12 protein-coding genes are annotated in these 15176 nt (G+C 72.5%); 2 read left to right on the top strand and 10 right to left on the bottom strand.

The window, feature by feature from the left end; all coding sequences use genetic code 11:
- Window positions 1–71: 71 nt before the first annotated feature.
- Together HQQ85_RS16535 and add are read right to left on the bottom strand one after the other, a co-directional pair.
- Window positions 72–782 carry a hypothetical protein gene (locus HQQ85_RS16535; RefSeq protein WP_173183593.1) on the bottom strand — a complete coding sequence of 237 codons (711 nt, stop codon included), beginning with the start codon at window positions 780–782 and terminating at the stop codon, window positions 72–74.
- Entirely contained in the window at window positions 779–1906 is a 1128-nt protein-coding gene (gene add, locus HQQ85_RS16530; protein ID WP_173183592.1) for an adenosine deaminase, read from the bottom strand. The genes HQQ85_RS16535 and add overlap by 4 nt, the downstream gene beginning before the upstream one ends.
- 198 nt (window positions 1907–2104) lie before the next feature.
- Here add and HQQ85_RS16525 point away from each other — a divergent pair, with 198 nt between their 5' ends.
- Window positions 2105–2581, top strand: coding sequence for a nucleoside deaminase (locus HQQ85_RS16525; protein WP_371741939.1), 477 nt, complete (start codon window positions 2105–2107; stop codon window positions 2579–2581).
- A gap of 40 nt (window positions 2582–2621) precedes the next feature.
- Here the strand turns inward: HQQ85_RS16525 and HQQ85_RS16520 are convergent, their stop codons facing one another.
- Entirely contained in the window at window positions 2622–3836 is a 1215-nt protein-coding gene (locus HQQ85_RS16520) for an amidohydrolase family protein (RefSeq protein ID WP_173183590.1), read from the bottom strand.
- A gap of 142 nt (window positions 3837–3978) precedes the next feature.
- Between HQQ85_RS16520 and HQQ85_RS16515 the strand changes: the two genes are divergently transcribed.
- A complete protein-coding gene (locus HQQ85_RS16515) occupies window positions 3979–4437 on the top strand; it encodes a PPC domain-containing DNA-binding protein (protein ID WP_173183589.1) in 459 nt (152 codons plus the stop codon).
- Between the two features lie 27 nt (window positions 4438–4464).
- Here HQQ85_RS16515 and HQQ85_RS16510 read toward each other — a convergent pair whose 3' ends face one another.
- The 7 genes from HQQ85_RS16510 to HQQ85_RS21150 all read right to left on the bottom strand — a co-directional run bounded on the left by HQQ85_RS16510 (window position 4465) and on the right by HQQ85_RS21150 (window position 14959).
- A complete protein-coding gene (locus HQQ85_RS16510) occupies window positions 4465–5205 on the bottom strand; it encodes a creatininase family protein (protein ID WP_173183588.1) in 741 nt (246 codons plus the stop codon).
- A 116-nt stretch (window positions 5206–5321) separates the two neighbouring features.
- Window positions 5322–7754 (bottom strand): Ig-like domain-containing protein, encoded by a 2433-nt coding sequence (locus HQQ85_RS16505; RefSeq protein WP_173183587.1) that lies wholly within the window; start codon window positions 7752–7754, stop codon window positions 5322–5324.
- Window positions 7755–7863: 109 nt separating this feature from the next.
- Complete coding sequence (locus HQQ85_RS16500; protein ID WP_173183586.1) at window positions 7864–10404, bottom strand: ATP-binding protein; 2541 nt, start codon at window positions 10402–10404, stop codon at window positions 7864–7866.
- 87 nt (window positions 10405–10491) lie between these two features.
- The gene (gene kdpC / locus HQQ85_RS16495) at window positions 10492–11094 is read right to left on the bottom strand and encodes a potassium-transporting ATPase subunit KdpC (RefSeq protein WP_173183585.1); all 603 of its coding nucleotides are present in this window, start codon (window positions 11092–11094) and stop codon (window positions 10492–10494) included.
- Between the two features lie 32 nt (window positions 11095–11126).
- Window positions 11127–13196, bottom strand: coding sequence for a potassium-transporting ATPase subunit KdpB (gene kdpB / locus HQQ85_RS16490; protein WP_173183584.1), 2070 nt, complete (start codon window positions 13194–13196; stop codon window positions 11127–11129).
- Complete coding sequence (gene kdpA / locus HQQ85_RS16485; protein WP_173183583.1) at window positions 13196–14869, bottom strand: potassium-transporting ATPase subunit KdpA; 1674 nt, start codon at window positions 14867–14869, stop codon at window positions 13196–13198. The genes kdpB and kdpA overlap by 1 nt, the downstream gene beginning before the upstream one ends.
- Window positions 14870–14959 carry a potassium-transporting ATPase subunit F gene (locus HQQ85_RS21150; protein ID WP_173183582.1) on the bottom strand — a complete coding sequence of 30 codons (90 nt, stop codon included), beginning with the start codon at window positions 14957–14959 and terminating at the stop codon, window positions 14870–14872.
- Window positions 14960–15176 lie beyond the last annotated feature (217 nt).

Here is a 15176-nt window from a genome sequence, read left to right as displayed (position 1 = left end):
GTGGTGCGGCGGTGGGGTGGGTGGTGCTGCGTGGTGCGGTGGGCGGGTGGTGCGGCGCGCCGGGGCGCGGGTCAGCGGGCCTCGTCGACCAGGCCCTCGGCGAGGGTCGGTCCGACGAAGGCGTCGCTGTCGCTCGACCAGTGACCGAGCAGGGCGCCCGTCGCGGTCGAGAAGCAGGGGTCGAGGGTCACCACGGTGGGCGGGTCGAGGGGGTGCAGGGCGGCGTCCGAGACGCAGACGACCGGATGCCCGTGCAGCGTCCTGGCGACGCCCCACTCGGGCAACCCTCCCCGGCGCTCGGCCGCGAGCAGCGCCGCCTGGGACAGGAAACCGCGGAGGCCGGGGTCGTCGGCGCAGCGGTCGGGTGCTTTCGTGCATCCGTCGACCCAGCGGACCGTGCCGTCGGCGTCGAGGTGCACCGAGCTCGACTGGACGCCGAGCGGGCTGTCGCCCTGGGCCACGACGTCGATGGTGAGGGCGTAGTCGTCGCCGGTGCGGGTGGAGGTGATGTGCTCGACGTAGAGGGGCTCGGACTTGGTGCCGGTGACGCGGTAGGCGTCGGGCCAGGTGGCGAGGAGCGGGGCGAGCGCGACGGCGGAGCCGTCGGCCGGGGCGGCGGCGGCCGGCGGGGTGGCGGCGGACGTGGCGGTGGGAGTTGCCGCCACGGGCGCTTCTGCGCGCGACGGGGCCGCCGCCAGCACCACGACGGAGGCGACCGCGATCGCGACTAGACCCAGGGCGAAGGCCGCCGGTCGCAGGGCGCCGGTCGAAAGCACGGTCATGGCGTGCCCCCGGGCACCGCGGCCGTGAGCGCAGGGGTCAGCGCCTCGAGCTCGGCCAGCAGCTCGCGCTTGAGGTCGTCGTCGGCGAAGGAGGCGCGGATGGACTCGGCGGCGAAGCGGGCGAGCTGCGCACGGTCGAAGCCGTAGACCTCGGCGGCGACGGCCCAGTCCTCGTCGATGGTGCAGGCGAGAGGTGCCGGGTCGTCGGTGTTGAGCGTCACCCGCACGCCGGCCTCGACGAGCCTGGGCAGCGGATGCGCGGCCCAGTCGGGGTACAGGCCAAGCGTGACGTTCGAGCGGGGGCAGACGCCGAGCGGGATGTCGTCGTCGATCAGCCGCTGGATGAGGGCCGGATCCTCGATCGATCGCACGCCGTGGTCGATGCGCTCGGCGTGCAGGAGGTCGAGGGCGTCCCAGACACCCTCCGGCCCGCTCGACTCCCCCGCGTGCACCGTGCGGCGGAGCCCCGCCGACTCGGCGAGACGGAAGGCGCCGCGGAACTTCTCGCCGGTGCGGCCGCTGGCCTTCTCGTCGCCATCGACGCTCACGGCGACCACCCGGGCGGGGCGCCGGTCGACGAGATCGCCGATCAGCTGCTCGGCCTCGGCCGCGCTCTGGCCGCGGAGCAGCGAGTACGCGATGTTCGCGGAGCCCAGGCCGTCCTGTTCGGCCTCGTCGAAGCCGGCGGCGAGCGCCTCCAGCAGGGCGATCTCGCGGCCGCGCCAGGCGTTCCAGTGCGTCGGGTTGACGATGACGTCGGAGTAGCGCACGCCCGAGGCCGTCTGGCGTGCGGCGAAGGAGTACGCCACCCGCGCGGCCTGCTCGGCGCTGCGCACCAGTCCGCACTGCCAGTCGAGGAAGCGGAGGAACCCGCTCAGCCCCGCGCCGCCGACGCCCTGTTCAGTGCCGCCGGTGCTCACCTCGGGGCGGGTGAAGCCGTCGTGGGTGCTGACGTCGAAGATCGTGGCGGCCGGGCCGGGGAGGGCGACGCCGTTCTCCTTCGCGAGCCGCAGGATGTCTCCGAGCGCGAAGGTGCCTTCGAGGTGCACGTGCACCTCGGCCTTCGGCAGCAGCCGGATCTCCTGCTCGTCGATTCGAGCGGGAGATGCGTCGGAGTGGAGCATTCTGACCTTTCGGGGAGGCAGCGGCACGGTCGGAGCCGCGGTGTTCCAGCAGGCTAACCGCCCGCTGCGACTTGTTCACAAGTTGTACGGGAGTTGTAGCAGGACCGTAACGCCGCCGTAACACTTCGTCGTAATACCGCGGTTCGTCTACACTCGCCGTGATCCGAGAAACCGTCTTGTGTACATGTGGAGGCACCCGTGAACGACACCGACACCCGACTGCTGCGGGAGAGCCTGCGCGTCGCAGCGGAGTCCCGTGACTCGGGCCGCCATCCCTTCGGCGCCCTGGTCACCGATGCCGCGGGCACGATCGTGGCCGAGGCCGGCAACGACTCCCTCCCTCCCACCGGCGACCCCACCCAGCACGCCGAGCTGCGCGCGGTCGCGCTGGCGTTCCGCCGGCTCGGCGCCGAGGGGATGGCCGGCAGCACGCTCTACACGAGCGCCGAGCCGTGCGCGATGTGCTCGGGAGCCGTCTACTGGACGGGCGTCGACCGCGTCGTCTACGCCCTCTCGGAGCACCGGCTGCTCGAGCTCACCGGCGACCACCCCGAGAACCCGACCTTCTCGCTCCCCTGCCGTGAGGTCTTCGCCCGCGGCCAGCGCCGCATCGAGGTCTCGGGCCCGCACCTCGAGGACGAGGCGGCCGTCGTGCACGAGAACTTCTGGGTCTAGCCCGTAGGTCGACGAGATCGCCTGGCGCCCGGTAGCCGGGTCAGGCGTCGGGCAGGCGGCCTGCCAGCACGCGTCCGCGCGCCACGACTGCGACGATGCGGTCGGGCGCCAGCGCGTCGAGGTCCTCCCACGGGCGGCCCCGCACGACGACGAAGTCGGCGGCGTGCCCCTCAGCGAGCCGCCCGATCCGGTCGCCGAGGCCGAGCGCGTCGGCGGCGTCCGAGGTGGCGGCGACCAGGGCTCGCGAGGCGTCCCAGCCGAACAGCCGGCTCATCGCCCTCAGTTCGTCGAGCTGGCCGCCGTGCCGCACGAAGCGGCCGTTCGCATCCGTGCCGAGCACGAAGCGCACTCCGGCGCGGGCGGCCTCGCGGAAGACCTCGTCGCGTCCGGCCACGACCGCCCGCGCCTTCTCGGCGGCCTCGGGGCGGATGCCCGGACCACCGGCCGCGACCAGATCGTTGATCAGCAGAGTCGGGCTCACCGGGATGTTCGCCGCGACCAGCGCCGGGAACTGCTCCCGGGTCATCCCGGTGCCGTGCTCGATCGAGTCGACGCCCTCCTCGAGGGCGATCGCGATGCCCTCGGCCGTGTGGCTGTGGGCGGCGACGAGCATCCCCAGCGCGTGCGACTCGTCGACGGTCGCCGCGATCTCGGCCCGCGTCTGGTTGCGCCAGCCCACCTGGTCGCCCATCGAGAAGATGCCGCCGCTGGTGTAGAGCTTGATGCCCGTCGCGCCCTCCCGCGCCCACTGCCGCACGAGCCGCCGGCACTCGTCGGGCGAGTCGGCGACCGGCGGACGGTCGCGCACGCGCGGCGGCGTGAACAAGTCGCCGTGGCCGGCGGTCATGCCGACGGGCCCGCTCGCGAGCAGTCGGGGGCCCTCGAGCACGCCCTGGTCCAGGGCGCGCGCAACCGCGATCTGCACGGACGAGGCGGCGAGGTCGCGCAGCGTCGTCACGCCGTGGGCCGCGAAGCGCAGCGTGTGCGCGGCCACGTGCAGCGCCTTCTCCTCGGGCGGGGTGACGAGCGGCCAGGCGTCGCCCGGGCCCGATCCGTCGAGCACGTTCGTGTCGAGGTGCACGTGGGTGTCGATGAGTCCCGGGATGACGCTGAGCCCCGGGTGGCGGTCGTCGGCGGGTGCGAGCCCGGTGATGCGGTCGGGGGCGTGGCCGCCCGGCGTCGTCCAGGCGAGGCGCGACGGCCCGAGCATCCGCTCGCCGTTCCAGACCATGATGCCCTCGAGCGTGCCGTCCATCGGGTTCCCCTCGTTCGAGCGCCTCGGCGGCGCTGGCACCACCCTAGCCACCGGCGGATGACGACCGAGCGGGCGGGCGGCGGGGGCGCCTTCCGCCACAGGGTGGACGGGACGGGGCACCGGCACCTGCGAGAATCGACGGATGTTCGGTAGCGAAGCGGTCACGGGCCGCACGATCCTCGTGGTGCTCGAGCCGGGCGACGGAGTGCTCGAGGCGCTGGTGCAGGCGTGCCTCCGCTTCGGGGTGACCGACGGCTACGTGCCGGTGTTCCTAGGCGCCTTCCGCGAGCTCACGCTGATCGGGGCGGGCGAGCCGCCGGCCGACGAGGACGAGCCGATGCCCGAGTCGATCACCGTGCGCAACTGCGAGGGCCACGGCACGGCGACCGTCGCGCGCGGATCCGACGGGCCGCTCGTGCACCTGCACGCCTCCGTCGGTGCGAAGGGCGACTCGGCGCGGGCGCACTCGGGGCACGTGCTGTCGGGGGTGGTGCAGTATCCGACCGAGGTGGTGCTGGTCGAGCTGCTGTCGCCGGCGCTCGAGCGGCGGCCGAACGCGAGCGCCCGAGGGCTCGCGACGCTGACGTTCCCGAACGAGTAGGGCGGGCGAGCATCCGCTCTGCCTCGCTCAACCGGAGATCGCGGCCAGGTGCCCGTCGATCTCCTCGATCGAGCGCTCGACGACGTAGGCGATGATCGCCTCGCCCTTCTCGGCGGTCGCGGGCCGCGGGTCGCCGAAGACACCGCTCGGTGAGAGCGTGTCGAAGCGGATCGGTCGCCGCCCGAAGTCGGCGGGAAGCTCGGGGTAGGCCGCGACGAAGCGGTCCGGATGCACGAGCCGCGGTTCGAGGGCCAGCACCATCGAGGTCTCGATCTCGTCGGCGTGGCAGAGACCCGGTGCCGCCCAGGCGGTCTCCTTCGCGGTGTCACCGATCTCGGCGAGCCCCGGATAGTCCAGCACCAGCGTGTCGAAGCCCCCGATCGAGAGCTCTCGGGCGGCCGCGTGCACGGGTGCCCGGTTGCCGTAGTCGCCGTTCACGATGACCAGCGTCGTCACGCCGAACGACTGCGCCGACAGGCCGATGTCGCGGCAGATCGCCGTGACGGTCGAGGCGGCGAGGGAGATCGTGCCGGGGAAGCCGCCGTTGTCCCAGGTCTCGCCGTACGGCACGGCCGGCAGCAGCAGGGCCTCGTAGTGCCGGGCGATGCGCTCGGCGACGCCGGCCGCCTGGATCGTGTCGGTCGAGAGCGGGAGGTGCGGCCCGTGCTGCTCGAGGGCCCCGAAGGGCAGCACGGCGAGGGTGCGGCCGGAGGCGATGTGCTGCTGCACGTCGGTCCAGCTGGCGGAGGCGAGGTCGGTCATCGGCATGCGGTCACAGTACCGCCGCACGTCGGCGACCGGCCGCCCGAGGAGGGGCGACCGGTCGAGCGGTGGCCGGCGGGTCGCCCTTCCGCGGGTGAAGGGCGACCCGTCGACGGGCCCGCCTAATTCGCCGCGATCTTCGCGGTCGGGACGCTCGTCTTCCAGAGCGAGGTGAAGCCCGACTTCGCACCCTTGACCGTCACGGTGACCGTCTTGCCGAGGTCGGCCGTGGTCAGCGTGTAGCTCGACGCCGTGGCACCGGTGATCGCGACGCCCGCGCGCTTCCAGGTGTAGCTCAGCGCGACCGGCGCGGGCCCCCAGGTGCCCGCCACTGCGGTCAGCTTCGAGCCGACCTTGGCCGTGCCCGTGATGGTGGGCTGAGGCGTCGCCGTGAGCGTCCCGGCGACCACGGTCGCGGTCGGAGCGCTCGTCTTCCAGAGCGAGGTGAAGCCCGACTTCGCTCCCTTGACCGTCACGGTGACCGTCTTGCCGAGGTCGGCCGCCGTCAGCGTGTAGCTCGACGCGGTGGCGCCGGTGATCGCGACTCCCGCACGCTTCCAGGTGTAGCTCAACGCCACCGGCGCGGGGCCCCAGGTGCCCGCCACGGCGGTCAGCTTCGAGCCGACCTTGGCCGTGCCAGCGACCGTCGGCTTGGGCGCCGCAGTCAGCGTTCCGACGACCACGGACCCGGTCGGGGAGCTCGTCTTCGCGACGGTCGTGAAGCCCGCCTTCGTGCCGGTGACGGTGACCGTGACCGCCTTGCCGAGGTCGGCCGCCGTGAGCGTGTAGCCCGAGGCGGTGGCACCGCTGATGGCGACGCCCGAGCGCTTCCAGACGTAGGCCAGGGAGACCGGAGCCGGGCCCCAGGCGCCGGGGACGGCGGCGAGCTTCGAGCCGACCTTCGCCGTGCCCGAGATGGTGGGCTTCGGGGTCGCGGTGAGCAGGCCGGCCTGCACGATGCCCGTCGCGCCGCTCACCGTGGTGACCGGCTGGTAGCCGGCCTTCACCGCGGTGACGGCGACGCTGATCGCCCAGCCCTGGTCGTAGATGCCGAGCTTCAGGGTCGACGCGGTCGCTCCGGTGATCGGGGAGCCGTTGCGGCGCCACTGGTAGGTGAAGGACTCGGGGGCGGGCTGCCAGCCGGGGGTCGCGGCGGTCAGCGTCGATCCGACCTTCGCCGTGCCCGACACCGTCGGCGTCGAGGTCGACGTGAAGAGGCGGGTGATGGGCGAGGTCGGGAGCGAGTTGAACTGCATGCTCTGCATGCCGGGTTTCGAGGCGAGGGCGCGCACCGACAGCGCCGACCCCGCGTCGGCGTCGTGCACCGAGTAGTTCGGCTGGGTCGCGCCGGGGATCGCCGAGGCGCCGCGGTACCACTGGTAGGCGATCGAGGTCGACGCCGGCGTGAACACCGGAGCCTTCGCCGAGAGCCAGTACCCGACCGACGGGGTGCCGGAGATGGTCAGCACGCCCGTGGCGTGGATCTCCTCGAGGACGGTGATGGTCGCCACACCGAGCAGGCTCGATCCGCCGTACCCGTCCACCGCCTGGTAGCCGAACATGTCGGTGCCGACGTACCCGGGCGTCGGCGTGTAGGTGAAGCCGCCGAACGAGCCCGGAGCCAGCACGACGGTGCCGTGCTGGGGTCCGTAGGCGGGCAGCAGCTTGACGGTGAGCTTGTCGCCGTCGGCGTCGGTGTCGTTCATCGTCAGGCCGCCGCCCGACGCCTCGATCGAGTGGTAGCTCTTGGCGGTGTACACGTCGTTCGTGACGACCGGGGACGACTGCGGGGTGACGTGGATGATCACGGTCGCCGGGGCGATGCCCACCGCTCCCGAGGCGTCGCGCACCTCGTACTGGAAGGAGTCCTTGCCCACGAAGCCCTCGTCGGCCCAGTAGGTGATGTACCGGTCGGCCGTGTCGAGGGTCGAGAAGACGCTGCGCGAGCCGTGCGCGGGCCAGCTGTGATCGGCCGGCAGCACGGCGAGGCCCGAGGGGTTCACGTCGTTGCCGACCAGGTCGTCCCAGTTGATCCTGATCGAGTGACCGGATGCGACAGACAGCACGTCGTCGTGCGCCTCGATGGTCGGCTCGCCGGCCGGGGACTTCGGTCCTTCGTCGGGCGCGGGCCAGTCGGGGGTGGTGGGGATCTGCTCGGCGTCGGTGGGGTCGCCGGGGGTTCCGCCGCCGCCTTCCGGGGGCAGCGTCTCGAACGGCTGGTCGCCCGAGCCCGAGCCGGAGCCGGAGCCCGACCCGGTGCCGCCGGCGGCCTCCTCCGGGGTGGTCGCCTTCGTCGGGTCGAACCCGGGTACGTTTCCGGCGCTGGCCGTCCCACCCTCGCCGCCGGAGGCGGGCGGGGTCGACGGAGGGGTGCCGGCGAACGCGGGCGCGGTCGCGCCCACCCCGAGCACCAGGGCCGCCGTCAGCCCCACCGCGCCCGCGACGGCGAGGGCGCCCGTGCGAGCACCCCGGCGCGTGCCGCGGCGGCGGTCGGCCGGCGCGAGGGCCGGGAGGGTGGAGGGGGCGTGTTCCGTGCCCGGGCTGTGGCGCCGCATGTCGTGTCTCTTCCGTCGGGCCCCCCGGTGCGGGTGGGCGTCTGGGTCGAGGCTACGAACGAGGGCACCCCGGGGGTCACCGTGGCCACCACGGTAATCCCGAGAGGCGCTACGGTACCGACGACGACGTACCCTGCGCCGGCGACCCCGTGCTCGCCGCGGCCACCCGCAGCGCCACCACGAAGGTCGACCCACCGCCCGGCGTCTCCTCGTACTCGAGCGTGCCGCCCATGCCCTCCACGAAGCCCTTCGAGAGGGCGAGCCCGAGCCCGAGTCCCGAGGTGTTGTCGGTGTCGCCGAGCCGCTGGAAGGGCACGAAGATGTCCTCGCGGCGATCGGCCGGCACCCCCGGCCCGCGGTCGATCACGCGGATCTGCATCCCGTCGAGGAACGCCGACGCCGCCACCACCACGGGCGTCGCCGACGGCGCGTGCTTGAGGGCGTTCGCCAGCAGGTTCACCAGCACACGCTCGAGCAGCACCGGGTCGGCGCGCATGTCCGGCAGCTCGGCGGGCAGGTCGAGCTCGACCGCCGACGGCCCGACCTCGAGCTCCTCCAGGGCGGCCGGCACGACGTCGGCGAGGTCCACGTCGGCGAGGGTCACGGCGAGCGCCCCGGCCTGCACGCGGCTGACGTCGAGCAGGTCGGTGAGCAGCCGGGTGAGCTGGCCGAGGCTCGTCTCGGCGGTCTCGAAGAGCTCCTCGCGGTCGGCGGGGCTCAGGATGCCCGTCGAGCTGCGCAGCCCGGTGAGCGCCGCCGTGGCGCTGGCCAGCGGGCGGCGGAGGTCGTGACCGACGGCCGCGAGCAGCGCGGTGCGCACCCGGTCGGCGGCGGCGAGCGGAGCCATCTCGCGGGCGGTCTGCTCGAGGTCGGCGTTCTCGAGGGCGGACGCGAGCTGGGTGACGATGATGCCGAGCAGCCGCCGATCCGACGACTGCAGCGTGCGGCCGTGCAGCTCGAGCACGGCGCGCTCCCCCACCGCCACTCGGTCGACCGACGCGTCAGGTGCTCCCGGCCCGTCGGCCGGCTCCCCGTCGCTCGCCAGCACCCGCTCCCCCACCACGATCCGCACCCCCGTCAGCCCGAAGGCCTCCCGCGTGCGGGTCACGAAGGCCTGCAGCGCGTCCTGCCCCCGCAGCACCTCCCCCGCGACCCCCGCGATCAACTCCGACTCGGCGGCCGAGCGCCGCGCCGCCCGCGACCGCCGCGCCGCCTGGTCGACCACGATCGACACGAGCACCGCGATCACGATGTAGAGCAGCAGCGCCAGGAGGTGCAGCGGCTCGTCGACGGTCACCGTGTACAACGGGTCGACGAAGAAGAAGTCGAGCGTCACCCCCGACAGGAGGGCCGCGAACAGCGCCGGCCAGATGCCGCCGACGAGCGCGACGACGACCACGAGCAGCTGGTACGCCAGCACGTCCGAGGTGATCGACTCGTCGGTGCGGAACGCCGTCAGCAGCCAGGTCAGCAGCGGCCCGCCCGCCAGCGCGATCGCGGCGCCGAGCAGCCGGCGTCGTGCGGTCAGTGATCCCCCGACGCCCGGGAGGCGCATCCTGAGCCGGCCGCCGGCTGCGGCGTGGGTGACGATGTGCACGTCGATGTCGCCCGACTCGCGGATGACCGTCGCCCCGATGCCCGCCCCGGTGACCAGCGCGGCGAGGCGGCTGCGCCGCGACACCCCGAGCACGAGCTGGGTGGCGTTCGAGGCGCGGGCGAACTGCACGAGCGCCTCGGGGATGTCGCTGCCGACCACTTGATGGAAGGTGCCGCCGAGGCTCTCGACGAGGGCGCGCTGGGCGGTGAGGGCGGCGGGATCGCCGGACCGCAGGCCGTCCTGGCTGGTGACGTGCACGGCGAGCAGCTGCCCGCCGGCCGAGCGGGCGGCGATGCGGGAGCCGCGTCGCAGCAGCGTCTCGCCCTCGGGGCCGCCGGTCAGGGCTACGACCACGCGTTCGCGGGCCTCCCACTTCTGGCCGATGCCGTGCTCGCTGCGGTAGCGCTGCAGCGAGGAGTCGACCTCGTCGGCGAGCCACAGCAGGGCGAGTTCGCGGAGCGCCGTGAGATTGCCCAGCCGGAAGTAGTTCGACAGGGCCGCGTCGATCCGGGCCGCGGGGTAGACGACCCCGGCCGAGAGCCGGTCGCGGAGTGCCTGCGGGGCCAGGTCGACGACTTCGATCTGGTCGGCATCGCGCAGCACGGCGTCGGGCACGGTCTCGCGCTGGGGCACGCCCGTGATCTGCTGCACCACGTCGTTGAGTGACTCGATGTGCTGGATGTTCACCGTCGAGATCACGTCGATGCCCGCGTCGAGCAGCGTCTCGACGTCGCGCCAGCGCTTCTCGTGGGCGAGGCCCGGTGCGTTGGTGTGCGCCAGCTCGTCGACCAGGGCGACCTGCGGCGCGCGGGCGAGCACGGCGTCGAGGTCGAGCTCCTCGAGGTCGACGCCGCGGTGGGCCACGCGCAGACGGGGCACGATCTCGAAGCCGAGGGTCATGGCGCGGGTGGCGGCGCGGCCGTGGGTCTCGACCACCGCCACCACGACGTCCCGGCCCTCCGAGCGCAGCCGCCGCCCCTCCTCGAGCATCGCGTAGGTCTTGCCCACGCCGGGGGCTGCGCCGAGCAGCACCCGCAGCCGTCCCTGCTTCATGCGCGCACCCCTCTCACGACGCCCGCCACCGGCCCGCAGGCCGCGGCCACCGCGACTGCCACCGCCACCGATCCAGCCACCGGATGCTCAGCCCGCGAGCTGCGACAGCGCGACGTTCAGCTGCAGCACGTTCACGGTCGGCTCGCCGAGGTACCCGAGGTCGCGACCCTGGCTGGACGAGTCGACGAGCGACTGGACGTCTGCCTCGGGGACGCCCCGGGCATCCGCGATTCGGCTCACCTGCTCGTTCGCGTACTCGGGACTGATGTGCGGGTCGAGGCCCGAGCCCGAGGTGGTGAGCGCGTCGACCGGGATGTCGCCGGCGTCGACCCCGTCGCTAGCGGCGATGGCATCGCGCCGGGCCTCGATCTCCTCGAGGAACGAAGGGTTCTCGGGCCCGTAGTTGCTGGCCACCGACGCCGAGGCGTCGTAGCCGGCCGCCGAGGGGCGGGACTGGAACCACTCGGGCAGAGCGGCTCCGTCGGCGTCGGTGAACGACTGGCCGATCAGCGACGAGCCCACCGGCTCGCCGTCGACGGTCACGATGCTGCCGTTGGCCTGGGCGGGCAGCGCGAGCTGGCCGATGCCGAGCACGGCGACGGGGTACGCGATGCCGAGCACGACGGTCGCGAGGAGCATGTAGCGGAGGGCGACCCAGTAGGGGCGGGCGAACCCGCGGGTGGTGGCCATGGTGATGTCCTGTCTGTAGAGAATGAGAGGGGCTAGAAACCCGGGATGAGGCTGACGACGAGGTCGATGATCTTGATCCCGATGAACGGGGCGATCACCCCGCCCAGCCCGTACACGAGGATGTTGCGCGAGAGGATGCGCGACGCCGACATCGGCCGGTACTTCACGCCCCTCAGCGCGAGCGGGATCAGCGCGATGATCACCAGCGCGTTGAAGATCACCGCCGAGAGGATGGCCGAGGCCGGCGAGTGCAGCCCCATGATGTTGAGCAGCCCGAGCCCCGGGAACACCGCGGCGAACATCGCCGGGATGATCGCGAAGTACTTCGCGACGTCGTTCGCGATCGAGAACGTGGTGAGCGCCCCGCGGGTGATCAGCAGCTGCTTGCCGATGGCCACGATGTCGATGAGCTTCGTGGGGTCGGAGTCGAGGTCGACCATGTTGCCGGCCTCCTTCGCGGCGGAGGTGCCGGTGTTCATCGCGACACCGACGTCGGCCTGCGCGAGCGCCGGGGCGTCGTTGGTGCCGTCGCCGGTCATCGCGACCAGGCGGCCGCCCTCCTGCTCCTTCCGGATCAGCGCGAGCTTGTCCTCGGGCGTCGCTTCGGCCAGGTAGTCGTCGACCCCGGCCTCCTCGGCGATCGCCTTGGCGGTGAGCGGGTTGTCACCCGTGATCATGACGGTGCGGATACCCATCGAGCGCAGCTCGGCGAAGCGCGACGCCATGCCCTCCTTGACGATGTCCTTCAGGTAGACGACGCCGAGCAGCCGGGCCGGGGCGCCGGGCTCGCGCACCGCGACCACGAGCGGGGTGCCGCCGAGGCTCGCGATGCGGTCGGTCGACTCCTCGAGCTCGTCGAAGAGCTCGCTGCCCGCGGTGCCGCTCTCCTTCGCCCAGGCGGTCACGGCCGAGCCGGCGCCCTTGCGGATCTGGCGACCGTCGGCGAAGTCGATGCCGCTCATCCGGGTCTGCGCGGTGAAGGGCACGATCTCGTCGTCGACCGCCGCGGGCCGCATGAAGCCGTCGGCGGAAGCCAGGTCGACGATCGACTTGCCCTCGGGAGTGGGGTCGGAGAGCGAGGACAGCGCCGCCGCCTCCCGCAGCTCGCCCGCCAGCACGCCCTTCAGCGTGCGGAACTCGGCGGCGCGGCGGTTGCCGTAGGTGATCGTGCCGGTCTTGTCCATCAGCAGCGTGGTCACGTCGCCGGCGGCCTCCACGGCGCGGCCCGACATGGCGAGCACGTTGTGCTGCACGAGCCGGTCCATGCCGGCGATGCCGATCGCCGAGAGGAGGGCGCCGATGGTGGTGGGAATGAGGCAGACGAGCAGGGCGACCATCACGGCGATGGAGGGTGCGGCATCCGAGTACCCGGCGATCGGGCCGAGGGTGAGCACGACGATCAGGAACACGATCGACAGGCTCGCCAGCAGGATGTTCAGGGCGATCTCGTTCGGCGTCTTCTGGCGCGAGGCGCCCTCGACGAGGCGGATCATCCGGTCGACGAAGGTCTCGCCGGGCTTGGAGGTGATGCGCACGACCACGCGGTCCGACAGCACCCGGGTGCCGCCCGTGACGGCGCTGCGGTCGCCGCCCGACTCCCGGACGACCGGGGCGGACTCGCCCGTGATCGCCGACTCGTCGATCGAGGCGATGCCGTCGACGATGTCGCCGTCGCCCGGCACGAGCTCCCCGGCGACCACCACGACGGTGTCGCCGAGGGTGAGGTCGGCGGAGGCGACCTGCTCGGTGGACGCCCGCAGCGCGGCCGGGTCTCCCGCCGGGTCGTACCCGACGACCCGGGCGGCCATCGTGCTGGTGCGGGTCGAGCGGAGCGTGGCGGCCTGCGCCTTGCCACGCCCCTCGGCGACCGACTCGGCGAGGTTCGCGAACAGCACGGTGAGCCAGAGCCAGACGGCGATCGCCCAGGTGAAGGTGAGCGAGTCGGAGCCGCCGACGAATGGCTGCGCGATGGCGAGCACCGTGGTGAACGCGGCGCCGACCTCGACGATGAACATGACGGGGTTCCGCCACATCAGCCGGGGCGAGAGCTTGCGGAGCGCCCCGGGGAGCCCCGCGGCGATCTGACTGGGGAGGTTGGACATTACTGAAGCCCTTCGGCGAGAGGTCCGAGTGCGAGCACGGGGAAGTAGGTGAGGGCGACGACGATGACGATCACGCCCACGAGGAGGCCCACGAACTGCGGGCGGTGGGTCGGCAGGGTGCCGGCGGTCACGGGCACCTTGCCCTGCGCGGCCAGCGAGCCGGCCAGGGCGAGCACCAGCACGATCGGCACGAAGCGTCCGAGCAGCATCGCGAGGCCCAGCGCGGTGTTGAACCACGGGGTGTTGGCGGTGAGACCGGCGAAGGCCGAGCCGTTGTTGTTTGCCGCGCTGGTGAAGGCGTAGAGCACCTCGGTGAAGCCGTGCAGGCCGGGGTTCCAGATCGAGGTGCTCTCGACGTCTGCCCGCACCGGCGGGATCGCGAAGCTGAGCGCGGTGCCGACGAGCACGAGGGTGGGCGTGGCGAGGATGTACAGGCTCGCCAGCTTGATCTCGCGCGGGCCGAGCTTCTTGCCCAGGTACTCCGGGGTGCGGCCGACCAGCAGGCCCGCGATGAACACGGTGATCACCGCGATCATCAGGATGCCGTAGAGCCCCGCCCCGATGCCGCCCGGCGCGATCTCGCCGAGCATCATGTTGAACAGCGTCATCATGCCGCCGAGCGACGTGAAGCTGTCGTGCATCGAGTTGACCGCGCCCGTGGAGGTGATGGTCGAGGTCGTGGCGAAAAGGGTCGACGCGGCGATGCCGAAGCGCTGCTCCTTGCCCTCCATCGCGCCGCCGGCGAGCTGCGGCCCGGTTCCGGCGCCGCCGATCTCGAAGGCGGTGAGCGCGGCGAGCGAGGCCACGAAGAGCACGCCCATCGCGGCCAGCACGGCGTAGCCCTGGCGGGTGTCGCCGACCATCTTCCCGAAGGTGCGTGGCAGCGCGAACGGGATGGCGAGCATGAGCACGACCTCGAACATGCTGGTCCAGGGCGTGGGGTTCTCGAACGGATGCGCGGAGTTCGTGTTGAAGAAGCCGCCGCCGTTGTTGCCCAGCATCTTGATCGCCTCCTGGGAGGCCACCGGCCCGCCGGGAACCATCGCGGTGCCGCCCGTCAGCGTGGTCACCTCGGTGAAGCCGCTGAAGTTCTGGATGACGCCACCCGCGATCAGCACGATCGCCGACACGACGGCGAGCGGCAGCAGGATGCGCAGCACGGCGCGGGTCAGGTCGACCCAGAAGTTGCCGAGCGTGCCCGTGTTGCGGCGTGCGAAGCCGCGCACCAGGGCGATGGCGACGGCGAGGCCGACGCCGGCCGAGACGAAGTTCTGCACGGCGAGGCCGGCGATCTGCACGGTGTAGCCGAGGGTGACGTCGGGCGAGTACGACTGCCAGTTCGTGTTGGTCACGAAGGAGGCGGCCGTGTTGAACGACAGCCCCTCCGGCACGGCCGGGAAGCCGAGCGAGTAGGGCAGCACGGCCTGCAGCCGCTGCAGCGCGTAGACGAACAGCACGCCGATCAGCGAGAAGGCGAGCACCCCACGGAGGTAGGCGCCCCAGCTCTGCTCGGAGTCGGAGTCGACCCCGACGAGCCGGTAGAGCCCGCGTTCGACGCGGAGGTCCTTGGCGCGGGTGAAGGTCCAGGCGATGTAGTCGCCGAGGGGGCGGTGGATGACCGCCAGCACGAACACGAGGGTCGCCAGTTGGGCGACCAGGAGCCAGGCTTCCATCTAGAACCTCTCCGGCTTCACGAGGGCGACCACCAGGTACGCCACTCCGGCGACGCCCAGCAGCGCGGCGGCGAGTTCGAGCACGATCACAGCTTCTCGACCCCCTTCGCGACGAGGGCGACGACGCCGAAGGCGGCGAGGATCGCGACGATATAGATCACGTCGAGCACGGTGTTCTCCATCCGACAGGCGCCCCCGAGTGGGCGCGCGGTACGGATCAGAGTGTGCTCGCCGGTTCGCAGCGTTCCGGCGGTCCTAACGCTTTCCTGACGGCCGGGGGCGGCGGGCGCGCGAAATCCTCACGCGA

This window comes from Herbiconiux sp. VKM Ac-2851 (assembly GCF_013205105.1).
Classification (GTDB): domain Bacteria; phylum Actinomycetota; class Actinomycetes; order Actinomycetales; family Microbacteriaceae; genus Herbiconiux; species Herbiconiux flava.
Note: the sequence above shows the minus strand (reverse complement) of the source record. Positions and strands in the feature narration are given on the sequence as shown.